The 22,684-nt window shown below is 64.3% G+C and carries 20 protein-coding genes and 1 pseudogene; 4 read left to right on the forward strand and 17 right to left on the reverse strand.

The annotated features are described in order from the left end of the window. Positions 1-559: 559 nt before the first annotated feature. From ACU5AX_RS16960 to ACU5AX_RS17030, 15 genes and pseudogenes are all read right to left on the reverse strand, one after another. A complete protein-coding gene (locus tag ACU5AX_RS16960; protein WP_017980726.1) occupies positions 560-2,482 on the reverse strand; it encodes a type IV secretory system conjugative DNA transfer family protein in 1,923 nt (640 codons plus the stop codon). 11 nt (positions 2,483-2,493) lie between these two features. After that, positions 2,494-3,516, reverse strand: coding sequence for a P-type DNA transfer ATPase VirB11 (gene virB11, locus ACU5AX_RS16965; RefSeq protein ID WP_017980727.1), 1,023 nt, complete (start codon positions 3,514-3,516; stop codon positions 2,494-2,496). 1 nt (position 3,517) lies between these two features. Beyond that, positions 3,518-4,828, reverse strand: a complete 1,311-nt coding sequence (virB10, locus tag ACU5AX_RS16970) for a type IV secretion system protein VirB10 (protein ID WP_017980728.1) — start codon at positions 4,826-4,828, stop codon at positions 3,518-3,520. Position 4,829: 1 nt separating this feature from the next. Continuing rightward, positions 4,830-5,837 (reverse strand): TrbG/VirB9 family P-type conjugative transfer protein, encoded by a 1,008-nt coding sequence (locus ACU5AX_RS16975; protein WP_024310675.1) that lies wholly within the window; start codon positions 5,835-5,837, stop codon positions 4,830-4,832. 1 nt (position 5,838) lies between these two features. Beyond that, positions 5,839-6,516, reverse strand: coding sequence for a VirB8 family type IV secretion system protein (locus ACU5AX_RS16980; RefSeq protein WP_017980730.1), 678 nt, complete (start codon positions 6,514-6,516; stop codon positions 5,839-5,841). A 459-nt stretch (positions 6,517-6,975) separates the two neighbouring features. Next, positions 6,976-8,010, reverse strand: coding sequence for a TrbL/VirB6 family protein (locus ACU5AX_RS16985; RefSeq protein WP_017980731.1), 1,035 nt, complete (start codon positions 8,008-8,010; stop codon positions 6,976-6,978). Between the two features lie 57 nt (positions 8,011-8,067). Beyond that, the gene (locus ACU5AX_RS16990) at positions 8,068-8,337 is read right to left on the reverse strand and encodes an EexN family lipoprotein (protein ID WP_017980732.1); all 270 of its coding nucleotides are present in this window, start codon (positions 8,335-8,337) and stop codon (positions 8,068-8,070) included. Between the two features lie 2 nt (positions 8,338-8,339). Then, positions 8,340-9,065 (reverse strand): TrbJ/VirB5 family protein, encoded by a 726-nt coding sequence (locus ACU5AX_RS16995; protein ID WP_017980733.1) that lies wholly within the window; start codon positions 9,063-9,065, stop codon positions 8,340-8,342. Between the two features lies 1 nt (position 9,066). After that, positions 9,067-11,432, reverse strand: a pseudogene (locus ACU5AX_RS17000) (VirB4 family type IV secretion/conjugal transfer ATPase). Then, complete coding sequence (locus ACU5AX_RS17005) at positions 11,425-11,766, reverse strand: VirB3 family type IV secretion system protein (RefSeq protein WP_017980735.1); 342 nt, start codon at positions 11,764-11,766, stop codon at positions 11,425-11,427. The pseudogene ACU5AX_RS17000 and the gene ACU5AX_RS17005 overlap by 8 nt, the downstream one beginning before the upstream one ends. Beyond that, positions 11,759-12,091, reverse strand: a complete 333-nt coding sequence (locus tag ACU5AX_RS17010) for a TrbC/VirB2 family protein (protein WP_017980736.1) — start codon at positions 12,089-12,091, stop codon at positions 11,759-11,761. The genes ACU5AX_RS17005 and ACU5AX_RS17010 overlap by 8 nt, the downstream gene beginning before the upstream one ends. A gap of 8 nt (positions 12,092-12,099) precedes the next feature. Continuing rightward, entirely contained in the window at positions 12,100-13,353 is a 1,254-nt protein-coding gene (locus ACU5AX_RS17015; RefSeq protein ID WP_017980737.1) for an LPD7 domain-containing protein, read from the reverse strand. Then, positions 13,350-13,937, reverse strand: a complete 588-nt coding sequence (locus tag ACU5AX_RS17020) for a lytic transglycosylase domain-containing protein (protein ID WP_017980738.1) — start codon at positions 13,935-13,937, stop codon at positions 13,350-13,352. The genes ACU5AX_RS17015 and ACU5AX_RS17020 overlap by 4 nt, the downstream gene beginning before the upstream one ends. Then, positions 13,934-14,287, reverse strand: coding sequence for a hypothetical protein (locus tag ACU5AX_RS17025; protein ID WP_024310677.1), 354 nt, complete (start codon positions 14,285-14,287; stop codon positions 13,934-13,936). Before ACU5AX_RS17025 ends, ACU5AX_RS17020 begins: the two co-directional genes overlap by 4 nt. Continuing rightward, the gene (locus tag ACU5AX_RS17030) at positions 14,284-15,075 is read right to left on the reverse strand and encodes a lysozyme family protein (RefSeq protein ID WP_446691928.1); all 792 of its coding nucleotides are present in this window, start codon (positions 15,073-15,075) and stop codon (positions 14,284-14,286) included. The genes ACU5AX_RS17025 and ACU5AX_RS17030 overlap by 4 nt, the downstream gene beginning before the upstream one ends. A 227-nt stretch (positions 15,076-15,302) precedes the next feature. Between ACU5AX_RS17030 and ACU5AX_RS17035 the strand changes: the two genes are divergently transcribed. Then, positions 15,303-15,911 carry a hypothetical protein gene (locus ACU5AX_RS17035; protein WP_017980740.1) on the forward strand — a complete coding sequence of 203 codons (609 nt, stop codon included), beginning with the start codon at positions 15,303-15,305 and terminating at the stop codon, positions 15,909-15,911. Positions 15,912-16,210: 299 nt separating this feature from the next. On the opposite strand, the gene ACU5AX_RS17040 is transcribed toward ACU5AX_RS17035, so the two are convergent. After that, positions 16,211-16,459, reverse strand: coding sequence for a helix-turn-helix domain-containing protein (locus ACU5AX_RS17040; protein WP_017980741.1), 249 nt, complete (start codon positions 16,457-16,459; stop codon positions 16,211-16,213). 234 nt (positions 16,460-16,693) lie between these two features. Then, positions 16,694-17,923, reverse strand: a complete 1,230-nt coding sequence (locus tag ACU5AX_RS17045; protein WP_020486660.1) for an ROK family transcriptional regulator — start codon at positions 17,921-17,923, stop codon at positions 16,694-16,696. A 231-nt stretch (positions 17,924-18,154) separates the two neighbouring features. Here ACU5AX_RS17045 and ACU5AX_RS17050 point away from each other — a divergent pair, with 231 nt between their 5' ends. The 3 genes from ACU5AX_RS17050 (at position 18,155) to ACU5AX_RS17060 (ending at position 22,650) form a co-directional block, all read left to right on the forward strand. After that, positions 18,155-20,611: a glycoside hydrolase family 3 protein gene (locus ACU5AX_RS17050; RefSeq protein WP_156002737.1), complete on the forward strand. Its 2,457-nt coding sequence runs from the start codon at positions 18,155-18,157 to the stop codon at positions 20,609-20,611. Positions 20,612-20,652: 41 nt separating this feature from the next. Further along, positions 20,653-21,666: a glycosyl hydrolase gene (locus tag ACU5AX_RS17055; RefSeq protein WP_156002740.1), complete on the forward strand. Its 1,014-nt coding sequence runs from the start codon at positions 20,653-20,655 to the stop codon at positions 21,664-21,666. Positions 21,667-21,765: 99 nt separating this feature from the next. Further along, entirely contained in the window at positions 21,766-22,650 is an 885-nt protein-coding gene (locus ACU5AX_RS17060; RefSeq protein ID WP_024310681.1) for an ROK family protein, read from the forward strand. The last annotated feature ends 34 nt before the right edge of the window (positions 22,651-22,684 follow it).

The raw sequence follows: 22,684 nt of genomic DNA on the forward strand, positions 1-22,684 counted from the left end.
CCCGCCTCGGCCTCCTTCAGGATGCCGATTATCTGCTCTTCCGAAAACTGCTTCCGCTTCATTCCGTCCGTCCCTTCGAGGGGCCGGTCTCTAGGTACACGTGGATGAAGAAACGGGGGTCACGCCAATCCCGATCGTGCCGCGGTTTAGCTGCCACGTTCAGATGAATGAGTGTCCGAAGTTGGGAAGCCGGTCACGTTTCGGGAACGACCGCAAGTGGGTCATGCTTACGGCAGGCTTGACGTTGTCACGGACTTCATCAACCTGCCGAGGGTGGGTGCTTACAAACAAGAAGCTGATGGCGATCATCGTCTTTCGGCGCTGCGTGAACTCGTGGCCTCCTACAGCCGCCCCCTGACGCGCTATTTTCAACGACGGGTGGTGCAGTCCCAGGACGTCCCTGATCTGGTTGATCCGCCCGGGGGATCTCGCGCCAACGAGGTAGTTCGCGCGTGAGGTTAGCCGCTTTGCACGTTCAATCTCGATCGGATCACCCGAGGACGATCCTCCATAAGAGATCGGCGGCCACTCACGGTCCCGGCGTGGCCGGGTGATAGGGCTAGGTCAGCTGCGACTCTCGCGCCGGCGCGACGGCGAGAAGATGATCGAAGAGCACCTTGGTGCGATCGTCCGGTGGAACTGATAGCGCCGCGCCGATTGCCGTCGGGTTCAGCACCGTGCGACGCTGTGCCGACCCATCGGAATTGTAGGCGCCAGTCGCAAGCTGTCCGCCCGGATGCTGTCCATTGTCTGCCCCACCCTCAGACGCCTGGATGACTCGAAGGCTGTTGCGCGCGACCGCGGGATCGACCACGACCCGCGGCATGGCGGGCGGGGCGATCTTCGTGCGCGCGACCAGCTTCTTTTCGACGAAGTAGCGAACCTTCTTGCCGTAGGTCGCATACATGCCGCGCCGGAAGACGATCAGGTCGTCCTCCGGTAGCATTTCGACCTCCTGGGGCAGCATCAGGGGGCGCCGTTGATCGGAAAGCGATGTCGAGCCCCCGCCACCACCCCAGGTGCCCATCGAACGCGATCGCGACTTGAACGTGTAGGTGCCGAGCTGATCGGAGATTTTCCGCGCATCGGCGAGGCCTGCGGGTCGCAGGACCAGGCGAACCGCACAGTTCCGCTCGATGTCGGCGGCGACCTTGTCACCATAGACCCCCTGGATCTGCTCGATCGACTGAAATGCGGGCAGGAGCCGGAGGCCATAGCCAGCGACATAGCTGAAAGCGTTGGCGAGCACGGAGCATTTTCCGAGGCTGGCGAACTCATCGAGCGCGAGCAGCACCTTCACATTGTGGAGGCCGCCTTTGGGAAGTTCGCGGACGTTGAGATCGACCAGCTGTTGGAACAGGAGACCGTAGATCGGCGCGGCCCGGTCGAGATCGTCCGGCGAAACGCCCAGGTAGAGCGAGATGCGCGTGTCGCGGAACTCACGAAGGTCGAAGTCGCTCTCCGACGTTGCCGCATCGACATACGGGTTGAGCCACGCGTTGACCTTGGCGGTGACCGATTGGCGCAAGCCCGTGAACGTGTTCGCTGATGACGAGGTATAGTCCCGGATCGCGGACTCGCAGCCCCCGGAAAGCGGTTTGCCTGCCGCCTTGCGCTGTTCGATGATCTTGGGAAATCGCCGCTGGGCGTCCCCGGCGGCAAACTGACGATAAACTTCCCCGAAGGTGAAGGGCAGGGCATCAACGCCATCGTCGACGGTCGCCGCGAGATAGGCTGTCACGCCTAAAAATGCGGTTCGTGCGCCTTCAGCCCAGAATGTGTCGCCGGAGAGCGGATCCGGGAAGAGCATCACCGCGATCTTCTGGAGTTCGTTGATGACCTCGACCGGATCGCGGCGGTTAATATAGCTCAGCGGATTATAACGCGCCGTCCGACCTGCGGGATCGAGCGGATTGAACAATACGACGCGCTGGCCGAGCTCCTTCAGACGGTAGCCTGCCGTGTGCTCCCAATTCTCCTGCTTGATGTCGAGAACGACGAGAGAATCCGGCCAATCGAGGAGATTGGGGATGATGACGCCGACGCCCTTGCCCGCGCGGGTGGGCGCTTCGAGCAACACATGCTCCGACCCGTCGAAGCGCATCACCTTTCCACCGAATTTGCCGAGCACAATTCCGGATCGACCCAGCAGCCCGCCCTTGCGAACCTCGCCGGGCCTCGCCCAGCGCGCTTCACCGTGCAGTGTCTGGCGTCTGAAGAGGCTGGAGACCACCATCAGGATGGTCAGGACCATTCCGAGCGACCATCCGATCAAGAAGGGCTTGTAGACGATCGGATAGCCCTTCAGCGCCCATAAAGCGCCTGGCACCTTTCGCCACGGCGTGTCGGCATTGAGCAGATGCGACTGCCAGAGGACGACCACCGAACCGATCGCCGCGCTGAACAGCGTTCCCACCACCATCAGGAACAGGATCGCGCCCGGCTGCGACCCCTCGGCGCTGCGGACCCATTTACCGTTCACCGAACCTCCCCTCAGTCTTGCGGTTTTCCCGCGGGATCAAACCAGACCTCGGTCATTCGGTACCGTGCCGGCTGCCCGCCCGCAGGCGGAAGCCGGTCCATCTGAACCACGATATCGACGAGCGAGCGCAGCAGCGCGCGGATGTCGTGACGATCGAGGTCGTTGCCGCCCTCTGACTCTTTCACGAGCAGTGTGAGCTGCTCGAGCGCGCCCTCGGCCGTATTGGCATGGACGGTCGTGATCGAACCCGGATGGCCGCTATTGACGTTCCGCAGATAGAAGAAGGCCGTCCCGTCACGGAGCTCCTGAAGGAGGATACGGTCAGGGCGCATCCGCAATGCCGATTCCAGCAGGGCCTTCGCACCTGCCTTCTGCAACCCCTTCCCGTCCTTCGCGTACATCATGTGAACGCGGTTGCGCTGGGGCACGATCAATTCGCGCGTGTCTTCGATCGTCAGAATTCGTTCGTGGGCGGGAATGAGACGGACGAGCCCCTTTGAAAAGCTCGTCTTGCCCGACCCCGTGGCGCCGGAGATGAGGATGTTTTTGCGCGCCTCGACGGCGAGCCGGAAGAATGCCTTCCAATCTCCGGCCGCGCGCAGGGCCTTCAGTCGGGCGTCGACCTCCTCGTGAAGCCCCTTGACGCGGACCTCGCTGAATAATCCGGCGCGCTCAAAGTCATCCATGTCCATCGAGACGGCAGATGCCTTACGCACCGTGATCGAGATGAATCCTTGCTCGACAGCCGGTGGCACCACCACCTGTGCGCGCTCGCCGCCCGGCAACACCGACGAGACGATGGGATATTCTGCGCTGACGTCCTGCTTCGTGCAGCCGGCGATCAATCGGGCGAGCGTCATCAGGGACGCGTTGTCGAGCCGCGGCTCCTCATGCCACTCCCAGCCAGCACGTGTCTCCAGGCCGATCAGCCCGGGCTCGTTGATGACCAGCTCGGTGACGTCGGCGCGCTCCAGGTGGCGCGTGATCGGCTCGGCGTTGTGAGCATAGAGGAGGGAGGCGGACCCGGATGCCACCTCAGCGCCTCAACCGGACATCGTACACCGATCGGAAGTCGAAATCCTTTGCAACGAAGATGGCCGCGGTATCGCCCTGGTTCTTCTTCAGGATCGGTCGCACCTGCATCGTTTGCTGGAGCACCGTATTCGCCGTGTTGCCCGGCACCTGTGTCGAATAGGTGCCTTGCCCCTGAACCGCCCTGCTCGCGATGTTCGATGCGTCCTCGAGCACCGAGATGACGAGACCGAGGCCGAAGCGAGACCAGAATTGCGTATCGACGCCGCCAGGCAGTCCGGCGCGCCCGAGACTGTCCGCCGCGGGTGACCCGAGGTCGATCGCGACCCCGCGCGGTGTCAGCGCCCGAGTCCACAGCACGAAGAGCCGTGCCTGACCTTGGGTGATGCCGCCTGAATATTGGCCGAGCACCTTGGTGCCCTTGTCGAGAAGGACGATCCGACCGTTCTCGGAAAAGACATCGTGATTGATGACACACGACACAAAGCCCGCCTGCGTCGAGTTGATAGCGGTCTGCAAGGTGCACGGTATGACGGTGCCCGCGCTGAGCAGCAAACTTCGGTCCGCCACCATCGTCGCCTTGACGGTCTCGATCGTCGAGTGGGTCAGCTGGTCGCTCAGGTCAGTCGGCCCCTTGCCGTTCTGGCCGGCTTCCTCGCGATTGCCGAAACCACTCGCGCCGGGATCACGACCCGCCACCATCGAGCGACCGGCACGGTCATTGTCCCCCCCACCCTCGACGCGCTCGCCGCCATCCGGGCTAGCCGTTCCATATCCGGTCGTAGGCGGGGAGGCAGATGAAGCGTTCGCGCCGAATGCCATGATCGGTGAACGCCGCGCCGCGTCCGCCATCACCCGCGCCTGCTCGGCGCGCCGCTGGGCCGGCGTCGGTTGCCCGTTTGCGTTCCCGCTTGCGCTCGCCGGCATGCCGCTCGGCGGTACGGTGTTTCCGGACGCATCGACGGCCTGAGGGGCGGGTGCGATCGGTCGTCCGAATATATCGGTGGCCGGCGCGCCGGGTTGGCCGAGCTGGTTGGCCAGCGCGGCGCGCTGGACGTTCGGATTTGCCATCACCTCGTCGACGCTGCGATCGCTGGCCTTAGCAGGCGCCGCTGTCGTCGTGGTGGCGGCTGTCTGATGGAAGGCACCATATCCGATCGCGATGCCGCCGATCGCTCCGACGAGCGCGACCCCCGCGCCCAGCAACGCGATATTCCCCCAGCCTCCGCTTCGAGCGACGGGAGTGTCGGCCGGCTGCGCCACAACGGGCTCCGGGCCGATCATACCGCCACGGTCGATGATCGTCTCGGCCATCCTACTGCTCCCTCACCTTGCGCTCGACGACATTCGACACCGTGCCGGTGCGGTCACCGCGCTCGTTGCGCGCGGGGGCCTCGTTGAAGATGCAAAGAACGGCCGTCCCTCGTCGCAGCCTGAGCTGGCGATAGACGGCGTGGATCACGACGAAGTCCTCGCGCACGTCATAGGGTACGATCGTCTCGGTCCCGTCGACGTCTACGGCGAAGATCGACGGGATGTCGGCATGTCCGGGGTAGCGCAGCACCGTGAATTCACCGTTGTCCGATACTTCACTGGGCTGCAGCGCTAGATCGCCCTGAACGGTATAGTTCATGTTCCGCCTGCCCTCGATCACCGCGTGATCGAGCGCTGCGGTCGTGATACCCGCCTCGATGGCCTTCGCGGCCTTCAGGTCTGCAAGCTGTGCCTGTAGTGTCGCCATCGCGCGCTCCTCGCGCGGATAGCGGAAGCGCACGCCGTACATCGTGCCGGCCGTTCCGATCGACAGGTTGAAATGATAGGTGCGCACGGCACCACCGGCGTTGGTCACGACGATGAGGTTGGTCGGTCCGGCGCGCTCCCTCGGCTTGAGGAACACGATGTTGCCCACCGGCGCGATCTGCCACGACACGGTGTCTCCCAACGCAGCCTGGGTGATGGTCTCACCGGGACCGAACTGGATTTCGATGGCGTGGCGGAAGCTGCCGACGATGCTGACAACCTGATCTGCATCATAATTGACCGTGCGAACGCGCGCGTCCTTGGTTCCGGGACGCGGTGTCTCGGAGGCCGATGCAGGGCGGGGCGCAACCGTCATCACAGCCGCGCTCACGACCGAGAGTGCGACGAGACGATGCCATATTGCGCCGACGCCACGCCACAAGCGGCTCGCCGCGCCGGCGTCGGTCACCTTCAAGGCCGTCGCCGATGGCGAGAGCCGCAGGCTGAGCTTCTGACGCAGCGCCGGCATGAACGGAACGACCACACGCTCGCAACTGTCCGGATTCATCGATGGGTCAGTCATGTCATGCCTCCGGGTCAGAGCGGTAATTGACGACCTGGAAGCCGAGCGGATTGAGATTTCGATCCTTCTCAAGCTCCGGCGCCGAAGTGAATTTGAAGGTCAGAATGGCGTTCCAGTTCTGAGCAACCGGTGTGCTTCGACCGTAATTGATGACCTTGGTGTAGCGAACCTGCGCGACCGACGGACTCAAGAAGCTGATCGAGCGTATCGCGACCGAGACGAAGCCCTTGTCGCCGTAAATGTTAGATGGTGCGGTCCTGTTGCTCGACTGAACGCCGCTCAAATAACGCTGCGCCTCATTCTGATCGCTCATCAACATGACGGCATAGGCGTTTTCCCGGGCAGCGTCGTTGAGCCATCCTTCACGAAGACGGACATATTGCGATATGAAATAGCGGTTTACCGCGTCTTCATAGGTTCGGGGCTTCGGCCCCTTCAGCGCCGTGACGATCTGTGTTTCGCCGGACGAACGATCAACGCGTATGACGTAGGGCTGTACCGTCTTGAGCGGCGTCAGCATCGCGACCGCGAGAACCGCTACGATCGCCAGGATCGCCGCGACGACCGCGATCGTCCACGCGAGCTTCTCACGACCGGCCGCCGCCCGAAACCGATCGTACTCCCAGGTCCGCGAGGCCTCGAAATACTTTCCTTTATCCTCGGCCTTTACCGCCGGCATGTCTCAGCGCCCTTCGTCAGCAGGAGAGGTAGGATCGCGCGTCCGTCCGCTGGGACGTGCGCGGCGCTGCCGATGTCTCGGGCTTGGCGCCTCTTATCGGCGGCACCGGGGTGCTGCCGGCGTCCGGCTCCGGAAAGACCGGTACCGGCGTCGACGCGGCCGTCGGAGAGGGAAGGGGTTGCGTCGCGGCGCTTGACCCTGGTGCCATCATCGACTGCGCGCTCGTTTGCGAGAGGGGAAGTGGCACCGGCAACGTCGGCAGGACGGTTCCATAGATGTTGGCGGGACGGCGGTGCTTGCCGTCGCAGACCGCGACTTTCTTGACATGTGTGCCGGCACATCCCGCGAGAGCGAGCGCCCCGGCCGCGACGAAGGCTAAGCCCTTCATACGGTCTCCTCGAATGGAGGCACCCGGCCGTTCTGGCGGGCGCGATTGAAAGGTCGTGATCAACAGCATCCTCATGCCGCCCGATTGATCGTTCCGCCCGTCGCGGCACGACTTGCCGGCCTCGCAGCCTGGGTCGCGCGGCGGAACATGAGCCGGTTGGCCATGATGTTCGCGCCCGTCATCAGGAAGCCGTGCCCGCCTGATGAGGCGCCACCCGCTATACCGGCAGCGATCGCTGGCGACTGGAAGAAAAAGATCGAGCCGACGATATAGATCGCGCAGCACGCAAGTGTCGCGACGATCATCACGCCTGCATTGAGCGCGATGTAGGAGTTCTCGAGAGTCGTGAAATCCGAACCGTCCCCGAGCGAGCCGAGCAGTCCGTCCATAGCTGCCTCTTGGAGTCCGGTGATGAACTTCGTCATGATCGCCATGATGACCATGAGCAGAATGTAGTTTGCCGTTTGTTTCAGCCAGCCATCGAACAGCCACCTCGACGAGTTGAACAACAGACACGCGAGTGCGAGGGGGGCAAGCGCGACACATATTGAAACGGACAGCTTCGCGAATATCACGATGCAAAAGCCAATCGCCGCCGAGAGAAAGGCGAAGGTGTAGAGAATGATGATACAGCCGTAGAGGACAATCGAGGCCGTCAGTTTGACGATCGGAGTTTGGAAATCGGTCAGGCCGCGCGATGATTGCGCCTGCACCTTGTTATTCGCGTCGACCATCCGCTGCGACAACTTGCTTGTATCGGCAACGTATCGATCGAAGGTCGTGCCCGGATTCGTTACGGGAGTGCCCGCGCCGGCTGAAATGATCTCGCTGGGCAGGTTGGTGGCGACGTTGACGACGAATGTCGTGTATCCGATCGCGCTTGCGGCAGCGAGCGCGAAGCCGACCTTGCCTGCTTGGAACACCAGCTCCCGGAGCGGCGCTTGAATTGCACCGCGCAGCACCGCGAACCCGAGGAGGAGAAAATAGATCGTCGCGGCAAGAGCCAAGGGCGCCGCCACGAACGCGACGAGGCCGGAGCCGAACGATGCAACCGCTCCAGCAATGGCGCTTTCCACGTACCCGTACATGGTCGTGAAAAGCGTCATGATGTCTGGTGGTGAAGCCATCTAAACTACCTCAGGAGACCACGCGGTACCGGACCGTCACTTCCGCTTCGACATCGAGCCGAAGAAGTCGGAGTCCTTCTTCCCGGCCTTCATCTGAGCGATGGTCATGCCGGCCTCTTGCGTCGTGGAGCAGAGACTTGCCTTTTCGGCGCTGTCGAGATGACTATATTCTCCAGTGTCACACTTGGCTTGCCACTCGGCGAGAAGCTGCGGGTTGGCTACCAATTCTTGCGCGGTCGGCACCTTGATTGCGGATTGGCATCCACAGACGAACAAAAGCCCCGACAAGGCGAGTAGTTTACGCATCCTTATCTCCTGATCGTGTTCGCTTGGAAGAAGGCGGAGTCTGCACGGCCTGCCGCCACCAAGGCGGAGCTGATGGCGAGATTGCCCTCGCCAGCCTGCGCCATCTGGATGGCCTGCATCTTAAGCACATCGTTCTGGAGTTGTGCCTGCTCGACCGCGATGCGCGCCTGGAGATCCATCACGTCTTTCGGATCTCGGGCCGTCGCGAGCTGCTGTCGGAGCTGATCGAGTCCTCGGGTGCGTGCCTGTGCTATGCTCAAGGTGTTCTGCCCGAGCGCAGCGGTGGTCGCCGCAGAGCCCGTCGAGTCCTTCAACGCTTGAGCATAGGCAGCGTCGGCATCGGACGATCCGGTCGCGGAGAGACCGTATCGCGATTGAATATTCGAGGCGAGGGTGCCGAGGGAACCTAGTTGCGACAGATCGCCTCGGGCGATCGCGGCGACATCAGCGGCATTGGTCGGAACGATGTTCCGCACCTGGGGCAGGTTCAGCGTCGATGCGATCTCGCTCATGTTCGTCAGTTTCTGAAGCGACTGCAGCTGGTTGGTCGCCGTTTGGATCTGCTCCTTTCCCTGCTCGACCATTTGCAGGGTGCGCTGCGCCGTAGCGAGCGTCTGAACCCAATTCGTCGTGTCGAACACGGGGATGCCTTGCGCCGCAGCCGGCGTCGCGACGATGGCGATCGCGGCAGACGCCGCGATGCCCAACAGGGTACGCTCAATCCACATCTCAGCTTCTCCTCTCGTTGGCGTAGAAGGTCGGGAGCCATGCGGCCGGATCGTCGCCTGCGGCCGCTATTGCCTCTTCCATGGCGACCAGCGTTTCCGCGCGCCCCGACAGGACCTTCAGTTCGTCGGGCATGCCGCCGAGGTCCAGCTTCGCGACGATCGACGTGTGACCTTGCTTGACCAAGAAGCAGCGGCTCTCCGGGGTAAGGTCCTCACGGATAAGCCGGTATTCGGCCTCGGTCAGGCCGAGCCCGTCGCAATAGTCGGATCGCTTGGCGTCGGAATTGGGCAGCAGGATCTTGGTCGCGGTCTGCTCGATGATCGAATGCGCGATCGGCGAGCGCAGCGCGTCAGCCGGCGACTGCGTGCCGAACACCATGAAGGCGTTGCGTTTGCGGAAGGTCTTGAGGCCGTCCTGCGCGAACGCGCGGAACGCTTCGTCCTGAAGCGCCTTCCAGAATTCGTCGATGTCGACGACGACGCGCTGACCGTCGAGCAGATCGTACACCCGATGGAAGAGGTAGAGCATCGTCGGTGTCCGGACCTCGGGGCTCTCGAGAAACTGCGTCATGTCGAAGCCGACGAAACGGGCCGCCATCGACACCTGGTCGATCGGACCGTCGAACGCCCAGCCAAGTGCGCCGCCTGCGCACCACCGCTCGAGCCTGGCGCCGATACCCTCGGCGTCGGCGTAGCCCAGCATCTCGCGCAGCGCTCCCATCGAGCGGGCCGGTGCCGGCAGGCGCATCACCGCATCGATACCCTCGTCGATAAGCCGCTCCTCGGCGACGGACAGCGGCCGGGTCTCGCGGCGCACCAGCACGCGTACGAACTGGCGCAAGAACGTCATGTTTTCCGGGGTCGCCGCCAGCCCCTTCAGCGGTGCGAAGCCGGTCGGCTCGCCGTTCCTGAGTGTGAGGTATGTGCCGCCGCAGGCGCGTACGAAGATCTCGGCGCCGCGGTCCTTGTCGAAGAAGATCTGACGGGCACCCGTCTTCTCGAGCTGCGCCTGAAGGAAGTTTTGCAGAACCGTCTTGCCGGCGCCGGTCGGCCCGATGATGAGGGTGTGGCCGATGTCGGCACGGTGAAAATTGAACCAGAAGGACGAGCCCGCCCGCGTCTTCAGGAGCGTCACCGCCTCGCCCAGTGGTTGCCGGACTTTCGGCCAGCAGGGAATGTGTAAAAGGGGCTGAGCGCGGCAAAATTGCGGCTGTTGATGACTGCCGGACGCGCGCGCATCCTGAAGTTGCCGGGAAGCTGCGCCCAAAAGACGGCCTCAAGTGCAACGTCCTCGCGCGCCATCACCATGCCGGTGTCAGCTGCGGCCGAGCGCGCGATCGAGAGGCGGTCGAGAAGGCGCTTGGGATCGTCGTCGATGACCGAGATCGACAGGTGATGCTCCCCCATGACGAAGCGGTTCGCCATGAGTTCGTCCTGGCCGTCGAGTAGCTCCAGCGCCTGACTGACACCGGCGTCGTCCGACGACGTCATCTGCTTGTATTTCTTCGCGAAGCGTTCGCTCGCGACCTGCTTCACTAGCGGTGCGAAGCTTTGGGTCACGACGAAGGGGAAATCGAGCTTCAGCAAGCTGTTGAACTGCCCCGTCCGGGTGCTGGCGACATATTCGCGCACCCCGAACATACCGAGATATTGAGACTTATGGGGAAGCCGTATCTCCGCCGCCTCGCGGCCGAACACCACGCGCGACTGGTACAGCGCCTGCCCCAGACGGCCGTCGAGGAGGGGCACGCGGATGCGGTCGCCCGTCAGGATGAAGTGCAGAACCTCCATCGGCTTCGAGAACAGGATGCCGTCATGCTCGTAGATCGACAGCCGCTCCGGCGCCGCGTCAGCAAGCAGCGTCTCGAAGTCGCGGCACTTCTCCGCCATGATCGCTATCGCGCGCTGATCGAACTCGACCGGGTTTTTGCGGCGTCCGAAGAACCGCGACACCTGGTCGCCGGCAAGACTGGACGGTCGCACCACCAACGTGACGTAGAATTCGTTGTGGTAGAGAACCTTCTCGCGAAGCACCTCCGCATAGCGGTCTTGGAGCGTGCGCGCGAAGGCGGAGTGGAAGTCGCCCCCGAGCACCGGGTCGGTCGCAGTACGCACGAGATGCGTCCACAGCGCGACACGATCATCGCCGATCGACCGCCAGGTGATGTTGAGCTTGTTGTGCCAGGTGTTGAGGTCGGCAATGTCGCTGGTCTCGAACGGCCGCCCATCGACCCGGTACATGCGCATCAGCGAGCCGTCTTCGAGTGCGACGATCGTGTCATCGACGTGCCGCGTATAGGGGATGAACTTGATGTCGTCCGCCTCTCGACGCGCGACCTTCTTGTGCCTCAATGTGGTGTCAGTCATTGCCGAACTGCTTGCGCTTGACGGTCTTACCGAGGCGGACGGGAGAGTAGCTTCCGCCACCCCAGAACTTGCGGTTCTTCGAGAGAAAGACGGTCTGGAACCACAGTCCCCACAGCCGGAAAGCGTTGAAATCATAATGCACGATCATGCGTGCGGGGAAATACAGCGCGCCAAACAGGGCCAAAGGGTAGAAGGGGTTATGCAAGACCCCCCAGATCACCATGCAGACCATGATGATCGGAAGGATCGCCTCGAGCGGCAATCCCATGAACACGGAGGGTCTGGTCATGGCGAGGAACACCTTGTCCTCGGCCAGCTTGTCGATGTCAGCCACCCGTGCTCATCCAGCCGACGATCGTGGTCGCAGAGAAAATGATGCCGATGCCGATCAATACGGTGACGGCTCGTCCCCAGTCCATTCGACCGGTCAGTTTCGCGTAACCCACGGCCATGACCGCGATAACGCCTACGACGGAGCCGATCGTCACCATCCAGGCCTTGATCGTGTTCAAACCACCTTCGATGGCTGTTCCGTCGGCCCATGCCGGCTGCGCGATGGTCAGCAGGGCGAGCGTTCCGGCCAACCCGACGAGTTGCCGGGCGCGTCGATCGGACAGCAAGCGGTTGTGGGGTGCGGAGTGCTTGGTGCGATAGGTCATGGAGGATCTCACCTTTCCAAGTCGGAGCGGGAATGAAGGGGTTCGATCTGTCGAACCGGCGTCGGCTCGCGCGCCGCGACATCGAGGCCGCGGCGAAGCGCATCCGAGATCAGTTGGCGGCTTTCGAGGCTCGCTGTGGCGATCCGATCGGTATCGCCGCCGAATACCTCGCCGATGTGCTGTTCCATGACGATCTGCGCCTGGCGAGCCGGCGCGAGACGCGGATCGGCCGCGATCCGATCGGTGCCGCCGTGGAGGAAAAGGTTTGCCAGTTCCTCGCTTTCGTGGCGTCGGCCGGAGCTGCGGGCATGGTCGACCTGATCGGCCGGCGAACCGGTGGTGCTCCGCTCCGCCGACATCGGCTCGCCGGCGCGGGATGTGAGCGTAGCGCTCATCGCTTCGCGTGAGCGGTCGGCATCCTGGGTTTGAGATCGAACGGCCCGCACCGCATCGGCGAGCTCATCGGTCCATTTGTCCGCGTTCCGATGCTCTCGCAACGTCGCGGCATCATACCCGGCGGTCGCGAAGGCATCGACGAGGGCGTGGCTGTCGAGAGCGCGATCAAGGGCAACGCCGGACCCTTCTCGGTTCCGATCGAGGCGTTCGGCCTGAACATCTCGCTCGAAGGCGTCGAGCTCGGGTCCCATCCCGAGATCGAGGACCCTGCGATCTTCAATGTGACCACTCAGGGTCAGCAGGAGGCGACGGTCGCTGTCCGCGAGCTGGTGCTGGTCGGCATCGTGCCCGGAAGCGCCATTGGGCGCGGTGACCGATTGGTCGACCGGTCTCGAGACGGTTTCGGCGGTGGCGGCGGTGACCGGTGTCGGCTTTGGCGTCGCCGGATCGCGACGCGCCGCGTCTTCCCGCCGCTTCGTCTCAAGCCGCGCCTGTTCCGCAAAGCCCGGCTCGTAGCCGCTGACCACCAATCCTTCGCGGGTCCCGGCCTCCCAGACCGCTCGACGAAATTCGGGCGACCCGTCGACCGCGATCCGGTCCCAACCGCTGTGCTGCGCGATCTTGACCAACGCCGCGACCGTCTCCGGGTCTTCGTTGCGCGCGACGATGCGATCGTCGGTGATCTCGATCGATGGGTTATCGCGATCGGTCGCTCGGAAGAGGCCAATCCGCTGCTCGTCGTTCGCCCCCAAGACGATGCGAACGGTATAGCGAGATGCCAGTTCGGGCGGCAGCTCGAAGCCCGTGGCCCCGATAGGCGCGTCTCCCGGCGAGGAGGCACGAACCACAACGTTCTCGGCCTTCATTTGAAGACCTCGATGCCGTCGGTCTTTACGGAGCCGATAACCCACGCGTCCGGGGACGCCTGCCACCCGTTGTTTGCAGGATGGGGAAGGGCCGCCGGGTTTGCCGGCACCGAGGGGATCGACCCGAGTTCGGCAGCGGCGGACCAGACCCGACCCACATAGCCGTTGCGAAACCCCCGCGTCAGCGTCCCGGTATTGTAGAGCGAATAGGTCGCCGAGATGGCGTCGATCCCATCGTACGAGCGGGTCGCGATGTCGTAGCTGCGTTGTAGGATGGTCGAGGCCAACCCAAGGTTGAAGCACGGCTCGAACACCGACTCGACGTCGGTGCCCAGCGCTCGAAAATTTGCCGAATTGATTTGCGCCAATCCGACATCGACGGTGTACCCGGCGGCGATATAGCGCCGGACGATCGCCGCTCCCTCGGCAACGGACCGCGCCCGCACGCGCGGCCCCTTGTTGACGTTGATCCGCAACGCGTCGCCGCCACTCTCGGTCATGACGAGTGGCACGAGAGCCTCCGTCGCGATCTCGGGCGCACAGGCTTTCGCCAGCGCGACGATCGCGGGGGCATCATAAATCATTGCGGCGTGACCGTCTGAAAGCGGGTGTCGAGTAGATAGCGCGCGGTCACGCCGTCACTTCGCGTGACGGTCAACTCGTACCCTCGGCGTGTCTGGCGCGTGCGGATGCCAATGCCATCGCAGGTGGGGAATACGCTGCCGGTTGCGAGATGCCGCCAAAGGTTGGTGATAGGCGGAACGCACTGCGCGTAAGTCGTCGGCGACCCCGGGGTGGCGAGACACAGGACGGCCTGACAGCCCCAGTCGGACGCGAGCGCGGGTTGGGGCAAGGCGGCGGCGGCGACGGCGGCGATCGGCAATGCCGGTCCGCAGGCGCTTTTCACGAAACGCTCGCGCATACGATCGTTCATGATCCGGCTCCTCGGCGCACGCGCCACGCGGCAATTGCAAAGACGTCCCGGCCGGCCGGGGCAGTCGCGGCCGTTTCGCGCGCGGCGGGGGACGCATTGAACGCGCCGGACCCTGAGGCGGGCAGCTGGCTTGCGCTGGCGGCATCCAGAAGCCACGGCTCGTCCTGCGTCGGCCGGCGCGCTCGATCGAGCGCTTGGCCGGGCCCGGCGAAGGCGATGTGCCAATGATCGGCGTGCCCGCGGTCACCGGGGCCGAGCAGCTCTATGAGGCGAACCCCATGTGCCGTCATCAGCGTCCGGATCTGCGCCCGATCGATCGCGCCGACGCCGCCGAGGGGTACGAAGTCGATGGCCTGCCCGACCTTATGCCAGCTGTTCCGCGCCCCGTAGGTTGCGGTGAGAGGCCGCGCCGTATCCGTGATGCGTGCATTGAATGAACGTCGGAGGAGCGCCGTCACGCTCGCGATCGTCGGCGATGGATGCGTGTCCAGCCCGTCGCTGTCGTCCTCGCCAGTGTCCGCGGCGCACGGATCGAAAACCGTGATCGGGGTCACGCCATAGAGCGGAAAATCCCGCCCTTCGATGGCGAGCGGCCCGGCCGCAAAATCGGCGCCGACCGCGAGGAGATCGCGAACCGTTGCTTCGGCATCGGCGAGGTTTGTCGGCTGCCCGGCCAGTCTCGCGCCGCTGCTGACGGCGATTGAGGACGTGGGCGTGGACGGCGGCGCTACGCCTGCAAGGGCAGCGCATAGCTCGATCGCCTTCGCCGTCGAGATCGCTGCAAGCATGACACTCACCTCGTTCGTCACAGTCCAGAAAAACTATTAAACGATAATGACGGAATAAGCAACCGTTGGCCGACCAGCGAAAGAGGGCTGTGCTGCATGTTTCGGCGACGCCCGCTAATCGCGACCGGTTGCCGTCGAGTTGCCCGATGGCTGTGCATGACCTACTGACCTCACCGCTCGGACCTTGGGGGACGGGGATTGATCGCCAGCGAGGGAGGGGCAGGGAGGTGAGCAAAACCGTCGCGTTCCTCGCGGAATGCCAGGGATCGGCAACGATCGAGGTTCAACGGGCGGCGGTGAGCCCCGACGCGCATATCGTGCTGGCCGGTCGCCAGAGCTTCAACAAGCTCGGCGATCTTCTCGCGCGCAGCGGTGTCAGGCTGGAGGCGGGCGACCGGGTCGTCGTCTATGACCTCACGTGCATCGCGCTTTCGACAGCGACACTGATCCGTTTGATCAAACGGCTGCTTCGAAACGGCATCATCTTCGAGATCGTTTCGGCAGGCATCGTCATAAATCCTGCGCCCGACGACAAGCTGCACGCCTTGGTGACCGCGCTCGATGATCACCATCGTTACCTGCACGGCCTGAAGACACATCCCGAAACGGCGTCGCGCGGACGCAAACGCCTGCTTGCTCCCGATGACCTCCCTGAGATCAAGTCCAAGCTCGAACGGCCAGGCGCAACCGCAACCGACGTTGCGCAAGCGCTAGGGGTATCGCGATCGACCTTGTTCAACTTCCTCGAACGATACGATCCGAGCCGCAGTACCAGGCGCAAGAAGCTCGAAGAGCGAGGCGCCACAGGTCTCGGCAAGAGCGGCCATCTCGCATAAGGTGACGCAATCGGCGGTGCCGCGTAGGATGTCGTCCAAGCGCTCCGGCTTCAGATTAGCGCGCGTCGCCAAACTTGCGAGCGACTGCCCGGATTCCGCCGCGATTGCTTTGAGACGCAGGCCGAAGCGGCTTCGCAATGGCATTATTTCGTTGCCGCCCATGCTCGATAAGCCAGCCATGCTGGCGACCTCGCGATTTGATAAAGACCCTAACTATTCGCATAAGGTAAGATCTTGATGGCCGGGGAACAATGCCGACTTTGGATGTAATCGTCGTACATTATGGAGTGACCTAATCCCTAGTCATCATCCGGCTTCAGTAAGTCCCAGACCTTGGCTCCCACAGCTTCCGCGAGCTTTGCCATCACATCAAGCGTCGGGTTTGCGTAGCCGCGTTCGACTTGCGAGACATATGGAGCGGTGCTTCCCGTCAGCTCGGCGAGTTGCGCTTGCGTCAATCCGCGCTCCCGACGCAGTCGCTTGAGGCGAGTGCCGAACAGCGCTGCCGCTGGCAGCCTGACGTCATCGGCGATGATCACTCTTGGCATAAAGCGCTGCTATCAAAAATTACGGCAGATGGCCTAGCGGAAAGCAGCCTGTCGAGGAGGCGGTTCGGCCATACCCATCCGGCAGATCACCGCCGCCCCTTCACACCTGTCTTCGCTTGCTTGAGCGCGAGCGCAATCCGCTCCTCGGTGTGTCAGGCCGGCGCCGCATCGATCCAGCTTTGCTGAACCGGATCGTTGACAAGGCGTATCTCTCCTGGCTGCGTTCGCTCGCGCTTATCGGCCCGCCTGAATCAAAATGGCGTCAGATGGCAGCAACTGGTCGAGGAACGGCAGGATCGCCGCGCCTATGGCGGGCGCGTCCTGGGCCATGACCGCCGGCATGATCTGCGCGCGCGAGGGTAGGGGAAGCGCGGACAGCGCCGCCGTCAGCGCCTTGGACAGGCGTTCGATCACGGGCATGGGCAGGCGGCCGCCGATCAGCACGGCATCCGGGTTGATGAGGCAATTGATCGCGGTGAGCGGCTGAAGGAGGGCCCGTACGGAGTCATCGATCCAACGCGATACGATGGGCGCGACCGCCTCGGAGCCGGAGGCGACCGCCTCGAGAGAGGGGTCCGGCAGCCCGGCGTCTTCCAGCCGCGCCAGCAGGGCGGAGACGGAGACGGTGTCCTGAACCGTCCGTCCCGGCCCGCATGCCGGGTCCGGCATGAGCCCGATTTCCCCCGACCGGGCGGTGGCGCCGCGATGGTATTTCCGATCGATCACCACCCCGCCGCCAAGACCAGCGCTGATGAGGATGTAGAAGAAGCTGGGTGCCTCGAACGCGGCCCCGTACTCCGCCTCGCCCAGCGCCGCGGCCGCAGCGTCGTTATCGCAATGAATGGGCCAGGGCAGGGTAGGCGCAAACAATTCGCGTATGTCGACGTCGGTCCATGCCTCATACCCGCTCGGCTGATGCGGAAGCGCGATGCGACCAAGATCGTCGGGCATAGCAATCCCCAAACCGATAATCCGGTCGCGTTGAACGCCGCCCGAGGCGATGGCGCCATCGAGTTCCTCCTGCACGAAGCGGACCACATCGTCGGGCCGCGCAAACGTCGTTTCTCGCGTGACGCGGCTACGCACGTCACCGGCCAGATCCAGCGTCGCCAACGTCAAGTGATCGCGATCGATGTTGAGCCCGAGCCCGAAGGCTCCGTTGCGTTCGACCTCCAGTTGCAGCGCCGGCTGTCCGCGCCCGCCCTGACGCCGGCCGACGACGCGAACGAGACCCGCCTCCGTCAGGCGGCCGGTGATGTTGGCGATCGCCGGCGGGGTGAGCCCCGTCTGGCGCGCGATGTCTACCCGTGTCGTGCCAGGTGCCAGCCGAATGGCCTGCAGTACCGTGCGCTGATTATAGTCGCCGGCGCGGACGAGATTGGTGCCGGACAGACTGCGCGAAAGTCGGGCATCGCGTTGATCCGGCACCATTGCGGTATCTGATCGCCCGCTTAGCAGCAGCATAGCGTTGGTCGAGCCTCCTGTTGTCGGCATCCGGGTCTGCGACGCCTTACCCGTCCGCTCTTCGACCACCCGTCTCATCATGTCCAATTCAATCGCCATCCAGCAACCGCCCCCGCATCACCAGGCATAAAATAAAACAAAATAGGAATTATTGACAGCGGCGAGCGTAAGAGGTTCATACGGCTAGCCGGTAGAAAGCGGTGGGAGAGGAAAATGCGGGCGGGACTCTACATGTTTGGCGCGTTGGCGCTTGGGGCGGCCGTGCCCGCTCTGACGCAGCCGCGCGCTCAGACTCGAGCGACATCTGCCGCATCGCCGCTCGCCCATCCCGATACATGGCCGCAGCTCGAGATGCGTCGCCAGCGCGATCCCAAGGTGGAAGCGCGGGTCGACTCGATCCTGTCCCGCATGTCGATCGAGGATAAAGTTGGCCAACTGCTGCAGGTCGATATCGCCAGCATCACGCCCGGGGATCTGGAAACATACAAGCTCGGCTCGATCCTGAACGGTGGCAACTCGGCGCCCAACAATGATGAATTCGCTCCGGCGGCGGAGTGGCTGAAGCTGTTCGATGCCTTCTACGACGCATCGGTGAAGCGCTCCGACGGTCGGCCGGTAATCCCCGTGATCTGGGGGACGGACGCGGTGCACGGCGCCAACAACATCGTCGGGGCCACGCTGTTCCCCCACAATATAGGCCTGGGAGCGATGCGCGATCCTCAGCTCATCCGGAAGATCGGTGCGGCGACGGCCGCGGAAACGGCGGCGACCGGTATCGATTGGAGCTTCGCGCCGACCGTCGCGGTTGTGCAGGACGATCGCTGGGGGCGCACCTACGAAAGCTATTCGGAAGATCCGGCGGTGGTCGCCAGCTATGCGGGCGAGATGGTGCAAGGCATCCAGGGCACGGTGGGCCAGGATTTCATGAAGCCCGGCCATGTCATCTCTTCGGTAAAGCACTTCCTGGGCGACGGCGGTACCGGCGGGCGCGACCAGGGCGATACGCGCGTGTCCGAAGCGGTGCTGCGCGACGTACATGCCGCCGGCTATACGACGGCACTGCCGGCGGGCGCGCTGACGGTAATGCCCAGCTTCTCGAGCTGGAACGGCGAGAAGATGACCGGCAACAAGAGCCTGCTGACCGGGGTACTCAAGGAGCGATGGGGCTTTGACGGCTTCACCATCGGCGACTGGAACGCGCACGGGCAGGTGCCCGGCTGCACCAACGAGGATTGCCCCGCCGCGATCAATGCCGGCCTCGACATGTTCATGTATTCGGGCCCAGGCTGGAAGCAGCTGTATGACAACACGCTGCGCGAGGCGAAGAGCGGCGCAATCCCCGCCGATCGCCTCGACGATGCCGTGCGGCGTATCCTGCGCGTCAAGGTGCTGGCGGGCACGTTCGATGCCGGCCGCCCCTCGTCGCGGCCGCTAGCGGGCAAGTTCGACCTGCTCGGCGCGCCCGAGCACCGCGCGATCGCCCGGGAGGCGGTACGCGAGTCGCTGGTGCTGTTGAAGAACAATGGCGGCGTGCTGCCGATCAAGCCCTCCGCGAGCATCCTGGTCGCCGGGCGGGGTGCGGACGATATCGGCATGCAGTCGGGCGGCTGGTCGATCACTTGGCAAGGAACGGGCGTGACGAACGCCGATTTTCCGAACGGGCAGTCGATCTATGCCGGTATCGCGCAGGCGGCCCGCGCCGCCGGCGGCAGCGCCACGCTTGCGACGGATGGCCGCTACACCCGCAAGCCCGATGTCGCCGTGGTCGTGTTCGGTGAGACGCCTTATGCGGAATTCACCGGCGACCGGGCTACGCTGGAATATAGCCCCGAGGACAAGTCCGATCTGGCATTGCTGAAGCGGCTGAGGGCGGCGGGCATCCCCACCGTGGCGGTGTTTCTGTCGGGTCGCCCGATGTGGGTCAATCCGGAGATCAACGCCGCCGACGCATTCGTCGCCGCCTTTCTTCCCGGCACCGAGGGTGGCGGGGTTGCCGACGTGTTGCTTGCCCAGGCCGACGGTCGCCCGGCGCACGACTTCCGCGGCAAGCTGAGCTTCAGCTGGCCCCGGCGGCTGGATCAATATGTGCTAAACCGACGCGATCCCGGCTATGATCCGCTCTTCCCGTTCGGGTACGGCCTCACCTACGGCGAGACGCGCGTCGTTCCGCCGCTGGATGAAAGCAAGCCGAAGGCAGCCGGCGTCAATCAGAATGCGTTGTTCGTGCGCGGTCGGCTGGTGCCGGGTGCGCGGTTGGTAACCAGCGGCGCGGTGCGCCAGACGCGCGTGGACCGATCGGGGCAGGAGGACAGCCTGCGCCTTTCCTTCGCCGGCGCGGGCAGCGCCAGCATCGTGGAAGCCGAGCCGATCGACATCACCCGGGAATCCAACGGGCAGTTGAGCCTCCTGATCGACTATCGCGTGACGCAGGCCGCGGCGGGCGACGTGACGCTGAGCATCGCCGGCGGCAGGACCGGTAGCGTGCCGATCGCAGGCGCGCTCCGCTCCGCCGCGGCCGACTGGCGCCAGCTCGCGGTGCCGTTGCGCTGCTTCGCCGATCAGGGGGTCGACATGGCCAAGGTAGGCACGCCGTTCGCGATCGCGACGACCGGCACGCTCGGGGTGGACATTTCGGGCGTGCAGATCCTTAGCGCACCGCCAGGGCCGGTAACCTGCGGGAACAAGTGATCACGCCATCGCACCATGGCGGCCTGGAAAGGGGGAGGGGCATGCAGATAACGAGACGGGAAGCCTTGGGCGGCGCAGCGGCGCTTGGCCTGGGCGGATACGCCGCTTCCGCAAAGGCGACCGAGGCACAGGCGGGCCCCGCCGCGCGCGCGCTCAGCAACGCCGACGCCTCGCCGGAAGCGAAGGCGCTTTATGCTTATCTTTGGTCGATCTACGGCCAGCACACGCTGACCGGCCAGCAGGAGCAAAACTTTACGCCCGGTGGCCCTCGCCAGGAGCTCGACTATCTGCAGAAGGTCACGGGCAAGCTGCCCGCCCTCCTGGGTCTCGACTACATCGAGCCAAGCGACGAGGCGGGGGTGAACGAGCGCGCGACGGCGTGGCATCGGGCGGGCGGCATCGCCACCATCTGCTGGCATTGGGGGGCGCCCGATATCGGCACGGGCTATGAGAATTCGAAAAAGGATTTCGACGTCGCCAAGGCGCTGACGCCGGGTACGCGGCAGAACATCCTCATGGGTCGGCAGATGGCCCATGTCGCCGACCTGCTCACGGTGCTGCGCGACCGCAAGGTGCCCGTTCTCTGGCGGCCCTTCCACGAGTTCAGCGGCGACTGGTTCTGGTGGGGCAAGCACGGGCCCGATGCGTTCAAGGCCTTGTGGCGGCTTCAATACGAATATTTCACGCGGTCGCGCGGGCTGAACAATCTGATCTGGGTCTGCGGCTGGGCCGGGCAGAATGTCGATCGCCTTTACTATCCGGGCCGCGGCTATGTCGATGTCGCGGGCGCGGACCTGTATGCCGAAGATCACGGCAATCTGTCGGAAATGTTCAAACAGGTAAAGTCGATCGTGCACGACACCGTGCCGATCTGTCTGCACGAGAACGGCCCGGTTCCCGATCCCGCGAAGCTGGGTCCGAAGGCGGATTGGCTCTGGTTCATGACCTGGCACACGCGCTGGCTGACCGATCCGGCCCAGAACACGCCCGAACTGCTCGCACGCTATTATGCTTCCGACCGGTATCTCACCCGCGACGAATTGCCGCGGTGGTGAGCAGCGCCGGGCGGGGCGGCTGATGACCCCGGCGTTTTCCGGCGAATATGACAAGGACTCAGTTCAGGCTGCGCGCCGCTGCCGGTGAGGGGGAATGAGATGAACGGATCAAGGCGAATCGCCGGGGTTGAACTCGGCGGGACGAAATGCGTGGCGGTGCTCGCCACTGCACAAGGCGAGATCATCGAGCAGGTCAAGGTGCCCACCACGGTTCCGGACGAGACACTGCCGGCGCTGCAGGCGGCGCTGCGTGGCTGGTGGGAGCCGGGCGGGTTCGATGCGATCGGCATCGCCTCGTTCGGCCCGCTCCAGCTCGATCCTGCGGCCGGCGACTACGGGTACATTACCGCCACGGCGAAACGCGGCTGGCGCGATGCCGCCGTGCTTCAGCCGCTGACTGATGGCTTTGGCGTGCCGGTGGCGATCGACACCGACGTTAATGGTGCGGCTGCGGCGGAAGGCCGCTGGGGCGCGGCGAAGGATCTCGTCGATTACGCCTATGTCACGGTGGGCACGGGTGTAGGCGTGGGGCTGATCGTGAACGGCCGACCGACGCGCGGACTGGGGCATTGCGAGGCCGGGCACATGCATGTGGCCCGGCTCGCCAGCGACGACTGGGGCGGCAACTGCCCCTATCATGGCGCCTGCGTGGAGGGGCTGGCCTCCGGGCCCGCCATTGCCGCGCGTCTGGGCATCGATGGCTCACAGGTGCGGTCAGACCATCCGGTTTGGGACACGGTGGTGGAAGCGCTGGCGCAGATGGCGCAGGCGCTGATCTGCGCCGCCGGTCCGCGTCGTCTTCTGCTCGGCGGCGGTGTGCTCTCGGATCGCCCGGAGCTGATCACGCGGATCGACGGGCGAGTGCGCACGCTCATCGGCAGCTATCTCACCCTGCCGGATCGCGGACTGGTGACGCCGCCGGGGCTCGGTGCGCTTGCCGGTCCGCTCGGCCCGATCGCTTTGGCGCTCGATGCAACGGCGTGACGCGGGCAACGGCCTTCTGCTCCGGTGCGCCGGC

It is taken from the genome of Sphingomonas benefaciens (assembly GCF_052907485.1).